The organism is Streptomyces sp. TRD_SC_5 (genome assembly GCF_056836825.1).
The window spans coordinates 163,959-183,658 of record NZ_JBWZZS010000001.1 but is presented as its reverse complement, the minus strand read 5'-3'; the positions used below and the strand labels follow the sequence as shown (position 1 = coordinate 183,658).

Sequence of the window (19,700 nt, the reverse complement as noted above, 5' to 3'; positions counted from 1 at the left end):
GCCCGGTTGCGCGGGCGACGATAACGGATTGGACACGGTCGCAGCCGTCCTTTTGCCCTTCTCGTACGGGCCGACGGCGCCGCGCGACCCACGGACAGGCACCCGGCGGGGTCCGCCGCACGACGCGGTGCATGAGTATTCTCTCCCGGTCTACCGTCGGCCCCGAACGAGTGTTTCCATGCCCCGGTCAGTACAGCGGCCGGGCCTTCTGTGATTGCGACATGCCCCTTGCCTGCACGTTCGACGCCACCGCACAGCTCCTCAGTGGACGCGCCCGCCCCCACGGGTGTCTCAGCCCCCGGCATGGCGCCCTCACCACTGACCGCCCGCGAAATCGCGCTCGTACGCGCCGGTCTTGCGGTAGTCGAACCGCACGCGGCTGACCTGACCGTCTACTTCTACACCATTCTTTTCGCGCGTTACCCGCAGGTCAAAGAGCTCTTCCCGGACAACATGGACGGGCAGCGCGACAGGCTCCTGCGCGGCTTGCTGCGCATCGTCGACCTGGTCGACGATCCGGAGAACCTCGTGCGCTTCTGTACGCTCCTCGGCCGTGACCACCGGAAGTTCGGGGCTCTCGAGGCTCATTACCCCGCAGTCGGCGAGTGCCTTCTGGCCTCTCTCGCCCGCTACGCCGGCGCCGCGTGGACCGCGGATGTCGAAGCCGCCTGGACCCGCGCCTACACCACGGCGGCGCGGGTGATGATCCTGGCCGCCGCCGACGACACCCGCCTGCGCCCCGCGACCTGGGCGGCGCGGATCGTCCGGCACGAACACCGAGGCCACGGCATCGCCGAAATCACAGTCCGGCCGGAAGTTCCCTATGCGTACGAAGCAGGCCAGTACGTGAGCATGCGGACGCCCTGGCAGCCCAAGGCCTGGCGTCAGTACTCACCGGCAAACGCTCCCCGCGCGGACTCCACACTCACCTTTCACATCCGCGCCGTGCCCGGCGGCCGCGTGAGCAATGCCCTGGTACACCGGGCCGCCGTCGGCGACGCCGTCACGCTGGGGCCGCCACAGGGCGACATGACACTGTCCGCAGCCGGTGACCGCGACCTGGTGTGCGTCGCGGGAGGAACCGGCCTCGCACCGATCCGGGCCCTCCTGGAGGAGGCGGTCCGCAGTGATATGCGTCGTTACGTCGATCTCTTCGTGGGGGCGCGCACCGCCGAAGAGCTCTATGGTCTGGACGACATGCTGCGGATGGCCCAGCGCCAGCACTGGCTCTCCGTACGAGCCGCCGTCTCGCACCAGCACATCCCCGGCCGCGAGGGCACTCTGCCGCAGGTGTTGCGCGAGTTCGGACCCTGGGGGCAGCATGAGGCCTTCCTTTGCGGGCCGCCCGGCATGGTCACCGCGGCCGCCCAGATCCTCAGAAACGACGGAGTGCCGGCGGCCCGTATTCACCACGACCCACTCAGCGATCCTGTGCTGACCACACCCCTCGCACCCCCCCGACACCAGCCCGAGAGCGAATACCTGTGAACAGTCACGACGCCGCGCCCTCCCGCGGGGAGCGCATGCTGCAAGACCATCTCGGCACCGCGGAGCGCGCCGACGCCTTCTACGACCGGCAGGTCCACCCCCATCTCACCCCGACGATGCGGGACTTCATCAGCCGGCAGTCGATGGTCTTCCTCTCCACAGCAGACGCCCGTGGCCACTGCGACGCCAGCTTCCGGGCCGGCCCGCCAGGATTCGTCACCGTCCTGGACGAACACACCCTCACCTACCCGGAGTACCGCGGAAACGGCGTCATGGCCAGCGCCGGCAACATGACGGAGAACCCGAACGCAGGGCTGTTGTTCGTCGACTTCACCCATCACCACATCGGACTGCACGTCAACGGATCGGCCCGGCTGCTCGGCAGGGAGGAACTCCGCGCGGCCCACCCCCTGATACCGGTCGACACGGCGCCGGGGCGGCAGCCCGAATTCTGGGTACACCTGACCGTCGTCGAGGCGTACATCCATTGTTCCAAGCACATACCCCACCTCGAACCGGCCCGCCGCCCCCAGGGCGGCCCCGCACTGAAACGCCCGAAGGACGCCGACTACTTCACCGCCACACCGGCCGAGCCTTCCTTCGGACCGCTGGAAGGGGGGCGTCTGACAAACCACTCCCGCGGGTGAGGCGGGGGCGCGATGCTCCGCGGCCTGCGAGATCAGAACCCTCGCCGTGCAACGCGCACCACCAGCGGGCGTCAGTCCGTGGCCGCCATGGTCTTCTTCGCCAGTTCGTACGCCGGGAGCATCGCCTCGTGCTCCTGTGTATCCAGCCCGCCCAGGTGCAACACCACTGCACCGTGCGGGGTGCTGACGGCGAGTGCCCGCTCCTTCTTCGGCTCGTCCAGGAACTCGCTGGTGATGGTGTACGTGACCTCCGTGGCGGGAAGTTCACCGGCCTTGGTCTCGCGGTAGCGGACCGTATCGGCCTTCTTCTCGCCCGCCATGAAGTCCTCGAGCACCTTGCGCGGGGTGCCCGTGTCGTCGCTGGTCCAGACGCGTAGGTAGCCGACGTTTCCAGCGGGCTTCGCGTCGAGCTCGCAGACGAGCCCGACGGTCCCCTGCTTGGCGAGCGAGCCGAACACCGGATCGTCGCCCACCGTCACTTTCTCCGCTGTCCAGTCGGCGGCGGTGGTGAAGGAGACGGGCAGGGCGCACGGCGTACCGGCGCCGCCGACGGTCGCGCCCTTGGCGGCGGTCCCGGCCCCCGCCTCGGCACGCGCACTCTTACTCGGCCCTTTGGCCGGCTTGTCCCGTACGGCCGTTCCGGCGTCCGGCGCCGACGAACAGCCGGCCAGCATCAGTACCGCCAGCGCCGTAGCCGGGACGATGCCCCGCGCCAAGTCCTGCCCCATGAAGGTCCCCACCCCTGAGTGTGATCGATCGCCGTGCAGGTTATCCCACGCCCGCACCCGCACCCCGGCCTGCTGTGCATGCGTGATGCAATGTGCACGTCAGCAGCACAGGAGCGGGTGGGGACAGTGGGCAAGAGCGCACCGGAAGGCCGTCCCGGCGACGGCTCGTCCGTGTCGGACGAGGAGTGGGCGGAGTTCCTCCGCACGGCGGGGCAGACCGGCCAGGCAGAGGCTCCCAGGGAACTGTCAGCGCGGGAGCGTGCGGCTCGGGCCGAGCCGGCGCCGTTGCCCGGCGGCTGGCGTACCGGGCCTGCCTGGCGTGACCCGGACGGGCGGCGAACAGCTCGGCGCCGTCGCGCCGGGTCGGTGCTGACGGTGCTGCTTGCGGCAGGCCTGGCCGTCCTTGCCGTACGCCCGGAGTTGCTGACCGACCGCTTCAAGAGCGACGAGGACCGCGGTGTGGCGTCGACGCCTCTGCCCGAGGAGGCGGCGCGGCCCGCTTCAGCGCCCCCGCGCGAGCCCTACTCGGATGTGCCGACGCTCGAGGAGCCCTTCCGGGGCTCGCCGGCCGTCCGGTGGGCGAACGGCTCTGCCGGGATCGAAGTGCCGCAGGCGAAGGCCGTAAGCGGTATGACCCGGGAACAGGTGGACCAGGCTCTGCGCAGTACCAAGGAGCTCCTGGTGAGCGCCAACCTCGACCGGGCCACAGTCGGGGGCGAGCGGCCCGAGGCCGCGTTGAAGCTGCTCGAACCACTCCAGCCGGAGGTCCGCGGCATGTTGGGCAGGGCGCTGAGCGAACCCCGTGAGGACCAGGACCCGCTGTCGATGTTCAGCCGCTTCGATCCGGCCGAGGTGCGACTGGCCGGCGACGTGATCAAGACACGGGGCCGGATGACGTTCGAGAAAGGCGAAAGGGGGCCCGGCGAGGTATTGGTCCACGCCGACTACACCTTCGTCTATCCGCTGGTGAAAGCGCGGCCGGGCGCGCTCCAGGTGGAGCGGACCATCGTGCGCCGACAACTCACCGTCGCGCTGTCCGACCCCGCCAAGTGGGAGACAACACCCGGCACACTGGCCGTTGTCGACTACCGGATGGACATCTCGAACTCCGACTGCTTCACCTATGACGGCTTCCTGTATCCGGTGTTCGACGAAGACACGGCGACGGAGGCCCCGACCGGCTCCCCGGTGGACCCCTACGACCGCAGCCGGGACATCAGCGACCGCGAGGAAGGGTGCCGCCCCGTCTCACGTACCTGAACGTCCGTGACTTCGGGGGCCCGTAGTTACGTAATCGTCTCCTTCTCGCGTGCAACTCCTCCGTCCTTTCTGCCGTCTATTAGGCGAAACGTGAATTGCGCGCGACGCACAAGGAGGCGACGACCATGAGGGAAATACGCCGACGAGGAGTTGTCACACTCGGGATCATCGGCCTGGTGGCTCCGCTCACTGTGGTCATGGGAAGCACGACAGCCCAGGCCGCGTCGTGCACAACGCGGACCGGGACTCACCAGAAGCAGGTCGAGAAGTTCCTCGGCCGGCCGGTGGACGGAAGGCAGTCGTCCGCCGATTGCAAGGCGATCCAGGCATTCCAGACGAAACACTCGATCAGTCCGAACGCCGGGTTCGCCGGTCCCATCACGTGGGGCGCCATGGACCTCATGAACAAGCAGAAGGCCGTCGGGAAGAACCCGAACAAGTCGGGCAAGTGCCCGACGAACAAGGGCCGTATCGCCTGCGTCGACCTGACGCTCCAGCTCAGCTGGATCCAGGACGGCGGACAGCTGGTGTACGGACCAGTCGCGGTGCGCACCGGCCGTAACGGTTACGAGACCCGCACCGGCCTGGAGAAGATTTACTGGCGGAACATCGATCACGTGTCCAGCCTGTACAACGTGCCGATGCCGTACAGCCAGTTCTTCGACGGAGGCCAGGCTTTCCACTCGGTCGGCATCAGCGTCTGGGCGCCGCCCGGCTCCCACGGATGCGTGAACATGACCAAAACCGCCGCCGCGAAGTACTGGAGCCTCCTGCGCAACGGCGACGACGTCTTCGTGTACGGCCGCAAGCCCGGCACCTGAGCGTGCCGGCCCCGGCACCGGACCCGTAGCCGGACTCCCGGGCGCGGATCCGGTCCGTGCTCAATGCCTAATGTCTTCTACCGGGCCCAGCAGGGCGCAGAGCCCCGGCCGCGCGGCTCACCTTTCGGGTGCACGGCGTCGACGGCTGTGGACGGGAAGGCGGAGATGCTCGCCCATTTCGGTACGACGTCCGCCACCGGAGGCAGTTGCTCTCTGGTGAGCGGCCGCTTCGGCGTGTAGCGTCGCTGGCAGATGTCGTGGTTCGCAGTTCCTGCCCGCGCTATGGCGTGGGCGCTTTGCTGTGCAGTGCCAAGGACCAGGGCGACCACCTCCGGGTCCGCGCGGTGCGGATCCGATATCGACTGAGAGGCACCAGCATGGCCAGCGGAACCGTCAAGTGGTTCAACTCCGAAAAGGGCTTCGGCTTCATCTCCCAGGACGGCGGCGGCCCGGACGTCTTCGCGCACTACTCCAACATCAACTCCTCCGGCTTCCGTGAGCTTCAGGAAGGCCAGACGGTCACCTTTGACGTCACGCAGGGCCAGAAGGGCCCGCAGGCGGAGAACATCACGGTCGCCTGATCCGACGACGGTACGTACGCAAGGCCCCCCGGAGCCCGAGCTCCGGGGGGCCTTGTCGGCCGGGAGCCCACCGCCCCGGACCGAAACGGTGGGCCGCACAACCGCTGGGCAGCGGGGGCGTGAAACGCTTACGTATCGGATCCTCTTGCCGGGCCGGCCGAGTCCGCGGCCTTCAGGGCGTCGTCGACGCTCGCGTGGATCGGCGTGGCCGCGTTCATGCCGGTGATCTCCAGGAGCCGGTGGACCGTGGGCGTGGGGGCGGCGAGGTGCAGGTTCCCGTTGGCCTGGCGCGTCTCACGTGTCGCCTTGATGACGGTGTTGAGGCCTGACGAGTCCATGAAGTCCAGGCCCGAAAGGTCGAGTACGAGGTGAAGGCGCCCGTGATGGAGCTGGTTGGCCAGATGGGTGTGCAGCAGCGTCGCGGTGTCGAAGTCCAGCTCGCCGCCGACCCTCAGGACGGCCGTGCTCGCATCGTGGATCGTGACTTCGACGTTCAGGTTGTCAGGCTCGGGGGACATATTTCCTGCCTCGTGAAAGTGGAATGAGAGTAGGGGAGTCCGGGTCATCTCACGTGCACGCCGATCAGGCACGTGTCGTCGTCGGTGTCCGAACGGCTGTGGGTCAGCAGCCGGTCCAGGTACTTGTCGAGTTCCGGAGCCGGCTCCTGGGCGATGGACAGCAGGTGTTCCAGTGACTGCTGCACCGACAGGTCGCGCCGCTCGATCAGCCCGTCGGTGTACATGAGCAGCCGGTCATCGCCGTCCAGCGTGACGAGGTGTTCCTCGTACGTGGCGTCCGCCATGGCCCCGAGCAGGATTCCGCCGGGCAACGGCAGGGCAGTGGCCTCGCCGCCGCGGACCAGAACGGGCGGGGGGTGCCCCGCGCGCGCCCACCGCAGCTGCCCGGTCCCGGGGTCGTAGATGCCGCAGATCGCCGTGGCCGTCACCTGTTCGGTCAGATGATGGGCCACCGAGTTCAGCCAGCCCAGCAGCTGGGCCGGCCCGGCTCCGGTCGCGGCCAGGCCCCGAAGGGCGTTGCGCAGTACGACCATGCCGGTCGCCGCCTTGATGCCGTGCCCGGCGACATCGCCCACCGCCAGCAGCACCATCCTGGTGGGCAGCACGACCGCGTCGTACCAGTCGCCGCCCACCAGGTGGCCTTCCTCGGCCGGCCGGTACCGCACCGCCACGCGCAGCCCGGACGTGTCGACCGCCGGGGGAGAGGGAGGCATGATCGCCTGCTGGAGCTGCAGAGCGAGCCGGTTGCGTTCGGCGGACTGCTGCTCCGAGTCGGCGAGCCGGTCGCGGGTGGCGGCCAGGGCCACCTCGGTCCAGTGCTGGGAGGAGACGTCCTGGTAGGCACCGCGGATCGCGACCAGTTGCCCGGCAGGGCCGGTGACGGGTTCGGCGACGATACGGATGTGGCGCACCACGCCGTCCGCCCGTTGCAGCCGGAACGAGGTGGAGGCGGAATGACGGTGGTGCAGCAGCGTGCGCAGGAAGCGTCCGATGGCCACCGAGTCGTCCGGGTGGGCGTGCTTGTGCAGTCTTTCGAGCGGGACGGGGGACGAGGTGGGCGGCAGTCCGAAGAGGGAGAACAGCTGGCTGTTCCAGATGATCTGCCCGCTGACCGTGTTCTCCTCGAAGCCTCCGATACGTCCCAGCCGCTGCGCGTGCTGGAGCAGTTCGGCCAGCCTGGCCGTTTCGCTCTCGACCCGCCAGGTCAGCAGAACGCTGTCGCCGAACCGGGCCATGCCCACCGAGGCGAACGTGCTGAGTGGTACGTCGGCCACCAGCGCACCGAGGGCCATCCGCTCGGAGCGGAAGGGCTCGCCCGTGGCGTGGACCCGCAGCACATGTTCGTACAGGCCGCCCTCGCGGGCGGTCAGCGGGTACGCCTCCAGGAGGCTCATGCCGGTGACCGCGCCGCGGGGGCGCCCGGCCAGGTCGGCGAAGTGAGCGTTGGTATGGGCGATGCGGAAGTCGGACACCGCGTCCTGACCGTCGATCAGCGGCCGCAGTACCAGTGCCGGATCGAGAAGCCCGTCGGCGAGGTCCCCCAGCGCGCTCATGGCGTCGTCCGGGTGGCTGTCCGCGCTGTTTCCCCACAGGTCCGCGCCCGGCAGGGTGTGGGCACACAGGTCGGCCAGCGCGTCGAGCTGCCGGGTGGTGGCAGGGGTGAGCGGTGGCTGCGGATGCGGCCAGCACACCTCCAGTACGCCGAAGATGCGGCCGGAGCTCTCGGCGGGCAGCACCGCCCGGGCCCCGCCGCCGCGGCGCTGTCCGATGCCGAGCGCACCGGCGGGCAGGGTGCCGTACCACTGAGGCTTGCGTTCGGTCAGGACCCGCTGCGCGAGGGTGGAGACGCCCGGTGGGACGTACCTCCACCGTTCGGCCTCCCCGCGCGGGAATCCGGCGTGCCCCGCGAGGACCAGGGCGCCGTCCTGCCCCGCCGCCCACAGGGCAAGCGCATCCGCGCCGAGCGGGACGAGCGCCTGGTCGAGCAGTGCCTCCGCCGCGGACTGCGGATCGCTGGACAGTGAGCCGGCCTCGGCGGCCCGCAGCCGCAGCACCGCTCCCGCGGCGCCCTGCTTGTCCGTGTTCGCCACGGCCGGAGGCAGCACGTCGGTGACGGCGTCGTCGGACGCGGCGTTGACGACGTCGGCCGCCAGCTCCAGCAGCGGAAGCCGGGCGGCTTCCGCCAGCGACTCCAAGTGCTGGGCGGCCTCCGTCGGTCCGCCGTAACCCCGCTCGACCAGAATTCCCGTGGCGATCCCGATCAGGGCGCGGGCGTCGGCGGACTCCTGCGCGAGGACGAGGTCCAGGCGCAGCTGCTCGACGGTGGCGGCGAGCGCTTCGAGCCGCTGGTTGTCCCCGGTCACCGAGGTGACCGGTTCAGCCGGCGGATCATGCAGGCCACAAGCACGTCCGCGTCGACCGGCTTGGTGATGTAGTCGTTGGCCCCGGCGGCCAGGCTCTTCTCCCGGTCGCCCTCCATGGCCTTGGCCGTTACGGCGATGATCGGGAGGTCCGCGTACTCCGGCATGGCCCGGATCGCGGCTGTCGCGGCGTAACCGTCCATCTCGGGCATCATCACGTCCATGAGGATCAGCTCGATGTGGTCGTGCCGGGCGAGAACCTCCAGCCCCTTGCGGCCGTTGTCGGCGTGCAGAACCTCCATGCCGTGCGTCTCCAGGATCCCGGTCAGGGCATACACGTTGCGGGCGTCGTCATCGACGACCAGGACCACCCGCCCCGACAGCTGGCCGGCCGGACCTTCGTCATGCCCCGGCTGGGAGACCGCATGCACGGCGGAAGCCGCCGACCGCGCAAGGGGCAGCACGTCGGACGGCCGCTCGGCCGTCAGATGCAGGGCGATCCGCTCACGCAGTTCGTCGAGACTGGGCAACAGCTCGAGCGGCTTCATACGGGCGAGTTCGTGCAGCCGGCGCTCCTGCTGCTGGTCCAGGCGGCGCGTGTGGTGGGCGAGGACCGGGACCTGACGCAGGGCCGGGTCACCGTTCAGCGCCTCCAGCAAGTGCATGGCCGCGCCGTCCGGCATGTCCAGGCCGAGGACGACACAGTGGCACGGCTCCGCGGCGAGTGCGGTGGCCGCCTCCTCCGGGCCCACGGCGGTGTGCAGACGCACCGGCCCGCGGGCGTCGGCGACGCTGTGGTTCTCCGCCAGTTCGGCCACCGCGCTCTCGGCGACCAGGGAGAGAAGACCGCGCGGTCTGTCCTCTATGACCAGCAGGCGCCGCTGTGCGGGGACGAGGTGGGGTGCGGACACCGCCGGCTGCTGCTGCGTGTCCTCGTCCCCGGCCGGCTCGCGCTCCTCGAACCGTGCCACAGGGAGCAGGAGGGTGAACGCGCTGCCCTCGCCGAGGGTGCTCGTCGCCTGAATGGCTCCGCCGAGGAGGTGGGCGATCTCCCGGCTGATGGACAGCCCGAGGCCAGTACCACCGTACTTGCGACTGGTTGTGCCGTCGGCCTGCTGGAAGGCACCGAAGATCGCTTCGAGTTGCGGCTCGGCGATGCCGATGCCGGTGTCCAGGACGCGGATGGACAGGGCCTGACCGTACTCGCGTACATGCGAGGGCAGGTCGGACTCGGCGGCGGGAGCGATCCGCAGCTCGACGGCCCCTTCCTCGGTGAACTTGACCGCGTTGGAGAGCAGATTGCGCAGGACCTGCCGCAGCCGGGAGTCGTCGGTGATCAGGTCGGTGGGGACTCCCGGAGCGATGCTGATACGGAAGTCGAGTCCCTTCTGGGCGGTCATCGGCCGGAAGGTCGCCTCCACGTAGTCCAGCAGGCGGCGCAGCGGCACGCGCTCGGGACTGACGTCCATCTTCCCGGCCTCGACCTTCGACAGGTCGAGGATGTCGTTGATGAGCTGGAGAAGGTCCGAACCCGCCGAGTGGATGATGCCGGCGTACTCCACCTGCTTGGGGGTGAGGTTACGGGTGGGGTTCTGCGACAGGAGCTGGGCGAGGATCAGCAGGCTGTTGAGCGGGGTGCGCAGCTCGTGGCTCATGTTGGCCAGGAACTCCGACTTGTACTTGGAGGCCAGCGACAACTGCCGGGCGCGCTCCTCCAGTTCCTGGCGTGCCTGCTCGATCTCCAGGTTCTTCGTTTCGATGTCGCGGTTCTGCGAGGCGAGCAGAGCGGCCTTCTCCTCCAGTTCCGCGTTGGAGTTCTGCAACTCCTCCTGACGTACCTGGAGCTCCCCGGAACGGGCCTGGAGCTCGGCGGCCAGGCGCTGCGACTCGCCGAGCAGTTCGTCGGTACGGGCATTCGCCACGATGGTGTTGACGTTGACCCCGACCGTCTCCATCAACTGGTCCAAGAAACCGCGGTGCACCTGGGTGAAAGCGGTGACCGAGGCGAGCTCGATCACGCCGAGGACCTGGCCCTCGACGACGATGGGCAGCACGATCAGGCTGGCGGGGTCGGTGGACCCCAGTCCCGAGGAGATGGTGATGTAACCGGGCGGCAGTTCCTCGATCGCGATCGTACGGCGGCTGCGCGCGGCCTGGCCGACCAGTGACTGGCCGAGGCGGAAGCGCACCGGGCGCCCCGGATCGCCGGTGTCGCCAGGGTGGCCGTACGAGCCGATGAGCTCCAGCTCGCTGACTCCGTCGTGGTCCTGCGCCAGGTAGAAACCGCCGTACTGCGCGCCGACGAGCGGGGTCAGTTCGTCCATGATGAGCTCGGCCACGACCTTGAGGTCGCGCCGGCCCTGCATCAGCCCGGACATGCGGGCGAGGTTGGTCTTGAGCCAGTCCTGTTCCTGGTTGGCCCGGGTGGTCTCGCGCAGCGACTCCACCATGGAGTTGATGTTGTCCTTGAGCTCCGAGACCTCGCCGGATGCGTCCACCGTGATGGAACGGGTGAGGTCGCCCTCGGCCACGGCGCCGGTGACCTCGGCGATGGCGCGCACTTGTCTGGTGAGGTTGCCCGCCAGCTCGTTGACGTTCTCCGTCAGGCGCTTCCACGTACCGGATACGCCTTCGACCTCGGCCTGTCCGCCCAGGCGCCCCTCGCTGCCGACTTCGCGGGCCACTCGGGTGACCTCGGCGGCGAAGGAGGAGAGCTGGTCGACCATGGTGTTGATGGTCGTCTTGAGTTCCAGGATCTCGCCGCGCGCGTCCACGTCGATCTTGCGGGTGAGATCGCCCCGGGCGACGGCCGTGGTCACCTGCGCGATGTTGCGGACCTGGTCGGTGAGGTTGTTCGCCATGGAGTTGACGTTCTCCGTCAGGTCCTTCCAGGTGCCCGCCACGTTCGGCACCTGCGCCTGACCGCCGAGGATTCCCTCGGTGCCGACCTCGCGGGCCACCCGCGTCACCTCGTCCGCGAAAGCGGAGAGTGTGGTGACCATGGTGTTGATCACCCCGGCGAGGGCCGCGACTTCACCCTTCGCCTCGACGGTGATCTTCTGGGAGAGGTCGCCCCGTGCCACCGCGGTGGCGACCTGGGCGATGGACCGCACCTGGCTGGTGAGGTTGGACGCCATGACGTTGACGTTGTCGGTGAGGTCCTTCCAGGTGCCCGACACACCGCGCACGGTGGCCTGGCCGCCCAGATTGCCTTCGGTGCCGACCTCGCGGGCCACCCGGGTCACCTCGTCGGCGAACGCGGAGAGCTGGTCGACCATCGTGTTGATGGTCTCCTTCAGTTCCAGGATCTCGCCGCGCGCGTCGACCCGGATCTTCTGGGTGAGGTCGCCCTGGGCGACGGCGGTCGTGACCTGGGCGATGGACCGGACCTGCGCGGTCAGGTTGTCGCCCATGACGTTCACGGACTCGGTGAGGTCCTTCCACGTACCCGAGACGCCCTGGACGTCCGCCTGGCCGCCGAGGCGTCCCTCGGTGCCGACTTCGCGGGCCACTCGGGTGACTTCGGCGGCGAAGGAGGAGAGCTGGTCGACCATGGTGTTGATGGTGGTCTTGAGTTCGAGGATCTCGCCGCGCGCGTTCACGTCGATCTTGCGGGTGAGGTCGCCCTGCGCCACGGCGGTCGCGACCTGGGCGATCGACCGGACCTGCGCGGTGAGGTTGCCGGCCATGAAGTTCACCGAATCGGTGAGGTCGCGCCAGGTACCACCCACTCCGGGGACCTGCGCCTGGCCGCCCAGCCTGCCTTCGGTGCCGACCTCGCGGGCCACCCGGGTCACCTCGTCGGCGAACGCGGACAGCTCGTCGACCATGGTGTTGATGGTCTTCTTCAGCGCGTGGATCTCCCCGCGGGCATCCACGGTGATCTTCTGGGAGAGGTCGCCCCTGGCCACGGCGGTCGCCACCTGGGCGATGTCCCTCACTTGGGTGGTGAGGTTGCCGGCCATGGCGTTGACGGAGTCCGTGAGGTCCTTCCACGTACCGTCCACTCCGGGCACGTGCGCCTGGCCGCCCAGCCTGCCGTCGGTGCCGACCTCGCGTGCCACCCGCGTCACCTCGAAGGTGAACAGCGACAACTGGTCGACCATGCCGTTGAAGACGGTGGCGATCTCACCGAGGAGCCCGTCACTGTCGGCGGGCAGCCGCGTACCGAAATCACCGTCGCGTACGGCGGTGAGCCCGGCGAGCAACTGCCGCAGCTCCGGCTCCCCGACGGCGCCCGGCGCACTGCCCCTGGCGCTGTCACGCACACGCGCCGTGGCACGCTTCCCCGGCCCCTGGCCCACAGTCATCGTGATTCCCGCCCCTCATTTTGCAAGCCCGCGCGAACCGGCCGACATGGGACCGGCCGTGAGAAACGCAGCTGATGGTCCGGATATGCGGCCGGGCTCATACTGCCATAGTTGCCATCCGGCAAGCATTCTGGTGCGTTGTCGGTCCGTAGTGGGGTTTTGTACGCCGGGACGATGACCAAAACCCACTGCTGGGCAGGCCTTCGCGCGCCCTGGTCAGTACACCGCGCGGCGGACCGTGAAAACCTCGTTTGGCGTAGGGTCGCCGGTGTCGTCGGACGTACGGAGGCCGGCGGGACGGAAAGAGTTCGAGGGGATGCCAGCATCGGTACCGGCGCCTGCGCCGGGAGGGGCAGTACGCCGGGCACTCGCACCCGGCGCGGAGCGGGAGGCGGCCCGCATGGAGGCGGTGCGGCGCTACGACATCCTCGACACACCCCCTGACGGCGCGTTCGACCGGGTGGCGGCGCTGGCGGCCCGGCTCTTCGGCGTCCCGGTGGCGACGGTGACGATCGTCGACAGTGACCGGATCTGGTTCAAGGCGGCCGCGGGAATGGAGGGGGTCAGCCAGATCGGCCGTGATCCGGGGCTCTGCGCCTCGGCGATCCTCGCCGACGGCACGACGGTCATTCCCGACGCGCTCGCAGACCCCGTGGCGTGCTCCAACCCGCTGGTCGCCGGGGCGATGGGCGTACGTTTCTACGCCGCCGCCCCGATCACCACGCCCGACGGGCACCGGCTGGGCACCGTGAACATCCTGGACACCCGGCCCCGCGTGATCAGCGAGGCGGATCGGGCGACCCTGGAGGATCTGGCCGCGATCGTCCTGGACGAGATGGAGCTGAGGCTCTCGGCGCTGCGCGCGGTACGTACGGAGCGGGAGTGGCGCACGGCCGAGCAGACAGCCCGGACGCGGGCCGAGCGGGACAAGGCATCCCTCGAGGCCTTCGCTTCGACGCTGCAACGGACGCTGCTGCCTCCGGCGCTGCCGGCGGTGCCCGGACTCGAACTGGCCTGTCACTATCAGACGGCCTCCCCGCAGGACGTCGGCGGCGACTTCTACGACGTGTTCCCGCTCGGGGGAGCGCGATGGGCGTTCTTCCTCGGCGACGTGTGCGGCAAGGGCGCAGCGGCGGCAGCCGTCACCTCTCTGACGCGCTACACGCTGCGCGAGGCCGCCCAGCACCACAAGGAGCCCGAAGCGGTACTGGCCGCGCTGAACGCGGCGCTGCTCCTGGACGCTGCGACCGGCAGCCGTTTCTGCACCTGTGTGTTCGGATTCCTCGAACCGGCGGCGGACGCCGGATTCGACGTCACCGTGGCTTCCGGCGGGCACCCGCCCGCCTACCGCCTCCACACGCGGCCGGGCGGGGGAGTGCGCGTGGAGCCCGTACACATCAAGGGCGGGATGCTCGTCGGCGCCTTCGAGGACGCCGTGTTCACCTCGCGCACCTTCCACCTCGGGCCCGGCCAGGGACTGCTGCTGTACACCGACGGGCTCACCGAGGCCCGGCTCGCCGACGGAACGATGCTCGGAGAAAGCGGCGTGGCGGACTTCCTCTCCCGGCGCACCGGCCCGGCGGACGCCACCGCGTTGGTCGACGACGCCGTGGCCCTGATACACGATCTTCCGCAGGACGTCGGGGACGACGTCGCTCTGCTGGCCCTGTCCGTACCCACAACCCAGGTCTCGGGACGCCCCGGTGCGAGCGCGACCGCTCGCACCGCCGGGGTGCCTGCCCCTGTCGACGCAGCCGGCGCCGCCGGCCAGAAGGACTGACGTGGTGCCCCGCAGCCTCACCTTCACCGTCCAGCAGTTCGACGGCGCCGTCGCCGTGCTCACCGTCGCGGGCGAAATCGACTTCGGCACTGCTCCGGACCTGCGCGACCGCGCCCTGGAACTGAACCGGCAGGGCAACCTGCATCTGATCCTGGACCTGGCGCCGGTCGCCTTCTGCGACTCGTCGGGTCTCAACGCGCTGATCGGCATTTTGCGCTGCACCAAGGAAACAGGCGGGTCTCTCGCCCTCGCCGCGGTGCCCGACCGGCTGACCCGGCTCCTGGACCTCACCGGCGTCAGCCAGCTGATGCCCGCCCATGCGGACGCCGCCGCGGCCATGAGCGCGCACTGTGCGACGCATGGCCCGGCGGCCGGTCCGTAGTCCGCGGCGGCCCCCGCCTGCCGGGGTCGTCAGGCGAGCATGCCCTCGCGGAGCTTGGCGATCGTACGGGCGAGCAGGCGGGAGACCTGCATCTGCGAGACGCCGAGGTGGGCGCCGATCTGGGACTGTGTCAGCTCCTGGCCGAAGCGCATCTCGATGAGGCGTCGCTCCCGCGCGTCGAGCCGGCTCAGGAGCGGGGCCAGTGTGTGCAGGTCTTCCACCGTTTCCATGGCGGGATCCGGTTCGCCCAGCACGTCGGCGACGGTACGGGCCGAGTCGCCCTGGCCGCTGTCACCACCGTCGTTGGGTGTCTCCAGGGAGCCGGCCGTGTAGCCGTTGGAGGCGACGATGCCCTCGATGACCTCGTCCTCGCTCAACTTCAGGTGCTCGGCGAGTTCCTTGACGGTCGGCTCGCGGCCGAGGTCGAGGACAAGGCCTTCCTTGGCCTTGGCGAGTTCGACGCGCAGTTCCTGAAGGCGCCGGGGAACGTGCACGGCCCACGTGGTGTCGCGGAAGAAGCGCTTGATCTCCCCGACGATGTACGGGAGGGCGAAGCTCGTGAATTCGACCTCGCGCGAGAGGTCGAACCGGTCGATGGCCTTGATGAGGCCGATGGTGCCGACCTGGATGACGTCTTCCATCTCGCCGCTGCCGCGGTTGCGGAACCGGCGTGCGGAGAAGTGCACCAGAGACAGGTTCATCTCGACCAGGGTGTTGCGTGCGTACTGGTAGGCGTGAGTGCCCTCTTCAAGGACCTGGAGCTGCTCGAAGAACAGCTTCGACAGTGCTCGAGCGTCCTTCGGGGCGACTTTCCCCGCGTCCTCGATCCAAGGCAGCTCCTCGACACCGGCCGGTGAGCCGACCGGAGACGAGGCTGTGGCCTCCATCTCACCGGTCTCGGCAGCCTGTGTGGAAGTTGCTGTCATGTTTCTGTCCTCCCCTGGTAGCGCAGTTCCCAGAAGGGTGTGCCCGGCCTTTAATCTTGTATTCATGCCGTCCGGCAAGAATCACGGGCAATCGCCGACGGCTCCGGCGACCACCTCTTCCCAGGGAGCGGATCCGGTGCCGTCGGTCCAGGCGACGAGCCGGGTGTGGTCGACGCAGAGAATCCCGCACTGCTCGGCGTACTCGGCGGCGGGTTGGGTGAACTCACCGGTGGTCACGACGGCCGCGACATGGGCTTCGTGCACCGCGAAGCAGGTCCCGCCGAAGCGCTGGACGTCCTGGGAGCCGACTTTGTTCATGGGGCCGTAGCGCTTGCACTGGATGACGATCCGCCGGCCGTCGGGTGTAGTGGCCACGACATCGGCGCCGAGGTCCCCGGCTCCACCGACTACGTGGACGTCCTCGCAGCCGTCCCGCTCGCACAGTGCGGCGATGGCCTGCTCGAAATCCGCCGGGTCCATGGCGGCGTAATCCGTGGACGCGAAGGTCTCGACGGGGACGCTCACCCCGGCCTCCACCTCCGCCTCCACCGGGGCGGCTGTGGCTTGGGGAAGGCCGCGCTGCTTCTCGGCGGTGCTGGTCTCGGCGACCCGGTACGTGGCGTCGACCACGGCGCCGGCGACGCGGGCCGCACCGCGCCGCCTGCGCACGCTCCGCAGGGCCGCTCCGGCGGCGATCACCGCGGCTGCTGCCACTACGGCGACAGCCGGGCGGTTGTCGGCCTCTCGTACGGCAAGCTTCACAGTGAGGCCGGCACCGCACAGAACAATGGCCACGAGTCCGAAGCACAGGACCGTCTGCCGGAGGCTGAAGGCAGGCCTCCGGCGGACGCGTCCCGGCCTGCGTATGGGTATGGTCATATGCGGCGGTCACCCCTGGATGCGGCAATGTCAAGATCACTCATGGGTCCCGTCTGCCCCGGCCTGCCTGTTTAAACAGCCGGGCGGCCTGACCGGGCGCTGCGGGCAAGGGACTTGACGAGGGGCCCGGTGAGGAGCCGGGCGTGACAATCCCAACGGTATTCGCAACGGATCCCGTAGCCTGTCACCCAACGACACGAGGTTCGGCCGAGGACACCCATGGACGTGATCAGCTCCAGACGGACAGCCGCGCGAGAGCGATGGCTGACGCCGTGATCGGCCGCGGCTGGCGTATCGCTCAGGGGCCGGGCGCGTTCGCTCACGCCCGTGACCTCGCGCGGGAGACGCTGGAGTCGTGGAGCTGGCCGCCCGAACGCATCGAGGTGGTGGTCCTCCTCGTCTCCGAGCTGGTCACCAACGCTCACCGCCATGCCGGTACGGATGCGTGGCTCCACCTGAACCCGACAGCGGATGGCGTTCGCCTGACCGTCCGCGATGCCAGTCCGGAACCGCCGGCCCAGCGAACCCCGGACCCCGAGGCCGACCTTGGCGGATTCGGGCTGTACATCCTGGACCACCTGGCATCGGGGTGGGGCGTTGAAACGCACACGGGCGGCAAGCGCATCTGGGCCCTTGTGCCCAGCAGCCCCACTTCGCCGCGCTGACGCGCTCCCACCGACGCGCCACTGGAAAGCAGTTGAGATCATGTACGCCATGAATCAGGACACCGCGTCGGCTCCCGGTCCCCTGGAAGCCTAGGCTGCTTATGCCCACCGACACGGCTACTCGAAGCGCGCGGTGTCGCCCGCCCCTCGGCGTACGATCTCGGCTTCGCCACTGGAGAAATCGATGACCGTGGTCGGCTCGGTGCCGCAGTCGCCCGAGTCGATCACGGCGTCCACCACGTGGTCGAGCCGTTCCTTGATCTCCCAGCCCTGCGTCATCGGCTCCTCCTCGTCGGGCAGGAGCAGCGTGCTGGAAAGCAGCGGCTCACCGAGGTCGGCGAGCAGAGCCTGAGTGACGAGGTGGTCGGGAATGCGGACTCCGACGGTCTTCTTCTTCGGGTGGAGCAACTGGCGCGGTACCTCCTTCGTCGCCGGGAGGATGAAGGTGTAACTGCCGGGCGTCGCTGCCTTGATCGCACGGAACACGTCGTTGTCGACGTGCACGAACTGACCCAGCTGCGCGAAGTCCTGGCACACAAGGGTGAAGTGGTGACGATCGTCGAGGTTCCGGATCGACCGGATCCGACTGAGGCCGTCACGATTGCCCAGCTGACACCCCAGTGCGTAACAGGAATCCGTCGGGTACGCGACGAGCGCGCCGGAGCGGATGCTGTCAGCCACGCTGCTGATGGTGCGCCGCTGAGGGTTCTCGGGGTGCACATCGAAATACTTCGCCATCCGGCGAGCCTACGCGATCAGGAGCCCCGCGCTCAGGTGGCCCGGACAGACGCGGCTTGTGACTCTTGCGAGGTGCTCGGCTGCTACTTTCCGGACGCATGAACGACAACGTCTACGTGGGCAACGCGGGCCGGGACGCGGCACTGGACCGGGGGTGGCTGCTCGGGCATTTCAAAGACGTCTCCGATCCTCGGCACAGCGCGGCGCTCGAGATCAAGTGGGGCGTCCACCCACAGGGTGACAAGCGGGCGCAGTGGGTGACGGGTGAGGAACGTACAGCCGTGTTGGTCCTGATCAGTGGGCGCTTCCGCATGGAATTTCCGGGGCGCGAGGTTCTCCTGGCCCGGCAAGGGGACTACGTGGTGTGGGGCCGGGGCGTCGACCACTCCTGGTACGCGGAAGAGGAGTCGGTGGTGCTGACTGTTCGCTGGCCGTCTGTCCCCGGCTACAGGGTGATCGACGGGCCTGCTGTTTCCGGCCGGTGATGCGGGGCATCCGTCTGAAGACGCTCCCTCGCGGCACAGGCCGCCACGAGGCAGGGGCGCCTGGCGCCCCCGAGCGGGCGCCTGGCCTTGGCCGAACCACCGGGGTGCAGCCCCGAGAGAGCCTGACCGGGCCGGTCCGCCCCGGGGTGCCTCGGCCGTCGTGCGCCGCAGGTGGTGTCGAACGGGAAGGGGCTGCTCTTCATGTGCCGATGGCTCGCCTACTCGGGAACCCCTGTCATGCTCGGTGACGTCCTGTACAAACCCGCCCATTCCTTGATCGACCAGAGCCTTCATTCGCGGATGGGGGTCGAGACGACCAACGGTGACGGATTCGGCATCGGCTGGTACGGATCCGACACGGGCACTCCTGCCATCGTCCGGGACACAGGTCCCGCCTGGAACAACCGCAACCTGCAGGAAATCGCGGACCACGTCCGCTCGCCGCTGTTCTTCGCTCATGTCCGCGCCTCGACCGGAACAGCCGTGCAGCAGACGAATTGCCACCCGTTCCGCCACGGCCGATGGATGTGGATGCACAACGGGGCGATCACCGACTTCCACCGGATCCGGCGTGATCTTTCGCTGGCCGTCGACCCCGCGCTGTACTCCTTGCTCGAAGGGTCGACAGATTCGGAAGTGATGTTCTACCTGGCGATCACCTTGGGGCTGGATCAGGACGCGATGGGTGCCGTTGCCCGGATGGCCGGGCTGGTCGAAGGGGTGGGGCGTGAGCACGGGGTGGAATTCCCGCTCCAGATGACCATCGCCGTGACCGACAGTGAGAGATTGTGGGCCTTCCGGTACTCGAGTCAGGCGCGATCGCGGTCGCTCTTCTACAGCAGCAGGGCGGACACCGTGCGGGCACTCCACCCCGACCTCGATTTTCTGCGGGGTGTCTCCGCCGAGACGCGTCTCATCGTGTCCGAGCCGCTGGGGGATCTGCCGGGCGTCTGGAACGAGCTTCCCGAGGGCAGCTGCGCCCTCGTCCGGGCGGGCGCGGACGAACTGCTGCCCTTCGCACCACAACCCGTGTAGCCGGGGAGGAGCGCTGTGCGCCTGCGCACGGGTGCACGGTAACGGGAAGCTGTCTTCTGCCCCGTTGAGTCTGAGCCGTCAGCCACTGTTGCGGACG

General features: G+C 69.0%; 17 protein-coding genes. 10 read left to right on the top strand and 7 right to left on the bottom strand.

Annotation, left to right across the window (positions count from 1 at the left end; genetic code table 11):
- Positions 1-303 precede the first annotated feature (303 nt).
- Positions 304-1,488, top strand: a complete 1,185-nt coding sequence (locus AC1P0E_RS00925; protein ID WP_482740212.1) for a globin domain-containing protein — start codon at positions 304-306, stop codon at positions 1,486-1,488.
- A 35-nt stretch (positions 1,489-1,523) separates the two neighbouring features.
- Positions 1,524-2,135 (top strand): pyridoxamine 5'-phosphate oxidase family protein, encoded by a 612-nt coding sequence (locus tag AC1P0E_RS00920; protein WP_482740211.1) that lies wholly within the window; start codon positions 1,524-1,526, stop codon positions 2,133-2,135.
- A gap of 71 nt (positions 2,136-2,206) precedes the next feature.
- Here the strand turns inward: AC1P0E_RS00920 and AC1P0E_RS00915 are convergent, their stop codons facing one another.
- Positions 2,207-2,863 carry a lipoprotein gene (locus AC1P0E_RS00915; RefSeq protein WP_482740210.1) on the bottom strand — a complete coding sequence of 219 codons (657 nt, stop codon included), beginning with the start codon at positions 2,861-2,863 and terminating at the stop codon, positions 2,207-2,209.
- Between the two features lie 78 nt (positions 2,864-2,941).
- On the opposite strand from AC1P0E_RS00915, the gene AC1P0E_RS00910 reads away from it, so the two are divergent.
- The 3 genes from AC1P0E_RS00910 (at position 2,942) to AC1P0E_RS00900 (ending at position 5,525) form a co-directional block, all read left to right on the top strand.
- Positions 2,942-4,123 (top strand): hypothetical protein, encoded by a 1,182-nt coding sequence (locus AC1P0E_RS00910; RefSeq protein ID WP_482740209.1) that lies wholly within the window; start codon positions 2,942-2,944, stop codon positions 4,121-4,123.
- A gap of 125 nt (positions 4,124-4,248) precedes the next feature.
- A complete protein-coding gene (locus AC1P0E_RS00905; RefSeq protein ID WP_482740208.1) occupies positions 4,249-4,944 on the top strand; it encodes a L,D-transpeptidase family protein in 696 nt (231 codons plus the stop codon).
- Between the two features lie 377 nt (positions 4,945-5,321).
- The gene (locus AC1P0E_RS00900; protein ID WP_028812747.1) at positions 5,322-5,525 is read left to right on the top strand and encodes a cold-shock protein; all 204 of its coding nucleotides are present in this window, start codon (positions 5,322-5,324) and stop codon (positions 5,523-5,525) included.
- 128 nt (positions 5,526-5,653) lie between these two features.
- Here AC1P0E_RS00900 and AC1P0E_RS00895 read toward each other — a convergent pair whose 3' ends face one another.
- From AC1P0E_RS00895 to AC1P0E_RS00885, 3 genes are read right to left on the bottom strand one after another with little or no spacing between them, the layout of a single operon-like run.
- The gene (locus AC1P0E_RS00895) at positions 5,654-6,043 is read right to left on the bottom strand and encodes an STAS domain-containing protein (RefSeq protein ID WP_482740207.1); all 390 of its coding nucleotides are present in this window, start codon (positions 6,041-6,043) and stop codon (positions 5,654-5,656) included.
- 44 nt (positions 6,044-6,087) lie between these two features.
- On the bottom strand, positions 6,088-8,406 hold the full coding sequence (locus tag AC1P0E_RS00890; RefSeq protein WP_482740206.1) for a SpoIIE family protein phosphatase: 2,319 nt from the start codon (positions 8,404-8,406) through the stop codon (positions 6,088-6,090).
- On the bottom strand, positions 8,403-12,713 hold the full coding sequence (locus AC1P0E_RS00885) for a HAMP domain-containing protein (protein ID WP_482740205.1): 4,311 nt from the start codon (positions 12,711-12,713) through the stop codon (positions 8,403-8,405). The genes AC1P0E_RS00890 and AC1P0E_RS00885 overlap by 4 nt, the downstream gene beginning before the upstream one ends.
- Before the next feature lie 316 nt (positions 12,714-13,029).
- Between AC1P0E_RS00885 and AC1P0E_RS00880 the strand changes: the two genes are divergently transcribed.
- Positions 13,030-14,493 carry a PP2C family protein-serine/threonine phosphatase gene (locus AC1P0E_RS00880; RefSeq protein ID WP_482740204.1) on the top strand — a complete coding sequence of 488 codons (1,464 nt, stop codon included), beginning with the start codon at positions 13,030-13,032 and terminating at the stop codon, positions 14,491-14,493.
- A 1-nt stretch (position 14,494) separates the two neighbouring features.
- Positions 14,495-14,875 (top strand): STAS domain-containing protein, encoded by a 381-nt coding sequence (locus tag AC1P0E_RS00875; RefSeq protein ID WP_482740203.1) that lies wholly within the window; start codon positions 14,495-14,497, stop codon positions 14,873-14,875.
- A 29-nt stretch (positions 14,876-14,904) separates the two neighbouring features.
- On the opposite strand, the gene AC1P0E_RS00870 is transcribed toward AC1P0E_RS00875, so the two are convergent.
- Positions 14,905-15,801, bottom strand: coding sequence for an RNA polymerase sigma factor SigF (locus tag AC1P0E_RS00870; protein WP_482740202.1), 897 nt, complete (start codon positions 15,799-15,801; stop codon positions 14,905-14,907).
- A gap of 81 nt (positions 15,802-15,882) precedes the next feature.
- Positions 15,883-16,680, bottom strand: a complete 798-nt coding sequence (locus AC1P0E_RS00865) for a restriction endonuclease (protein WP_482740201.1) — start codon at positions 16,678-16,680, stop codon at positions 15,883-15,885.
- Between the two features lie 260 nt (positions 16,681-16,940).
- Here AC1P0E_RS00865 and AC1P0E_RS00860 point away from each other — a divergent pair, with 260 nt between their 5' ends.
- Positions 16,941-17,345 carry an ATP-binding protein gene (locus AC1P0E_RS00860; protein ID WP_482740200.1) on the top strand — a complete coding sequence of 135 codons (405 nt, stop codon included), beginning with the start codon at positions 16,941-16,943 and terminating at the stop codon, positions 17,343-17,345.
- Between the two features lie 117 nt (positions 17,346-17,462).
- On the opposite strand, the gene AC1P0E_RS00855 is transcribed toward AC1P0E_RS00860, so the two are convergent.
- On the bottom strand, positions 17,463-18,083 hold the full coding sequence (locus tag AC1P0E_RS00855; RefSeq protein ID WP_482740199.1) for an L-threonylcarbamoyladenylate synthase: 621 nt from the start codon (positions 18,081-18,083) through the stop codon (positions 17,463-17,465).
- Between the two features lie 98 nt (positions 18,084-18,181).
- On the opposite strand from AC1P0E_RS00855, the gene AC1P0E_RS00850 reads away from it, so the two are divergent.
- Together AC1P0E_RS00850 and AC1P0E_RS00845 are read left to right on the top strand one after the other, a co-directional pair.
- Positions 18,182-18,568: a cupin domain-containing protein gene (locus tag AC1P0E_RS00850; RefSeq protein WP_482740198.1), complete on the top strand. Its 387-nt coding sequence runs from the start codon at positions 18,182-18,184 to the stop codon at positions 18,566-18,568.
- A 201-nt stretch (positions 18,569-18,769) separates the two neighbouring features.
- Complete coding sequence (locus AC1P0E_RS00845; RefSeq protein ID WP_482740197.1) at positions 18,770-19,603, top strand: class II glutamine amidotransferase; 834 nt, start codon at positions 18,770-18,772, stop codon at positions 19,601-19,603.
- Positions 19,604-19,700: the final 97 nt, after the last annotated feature.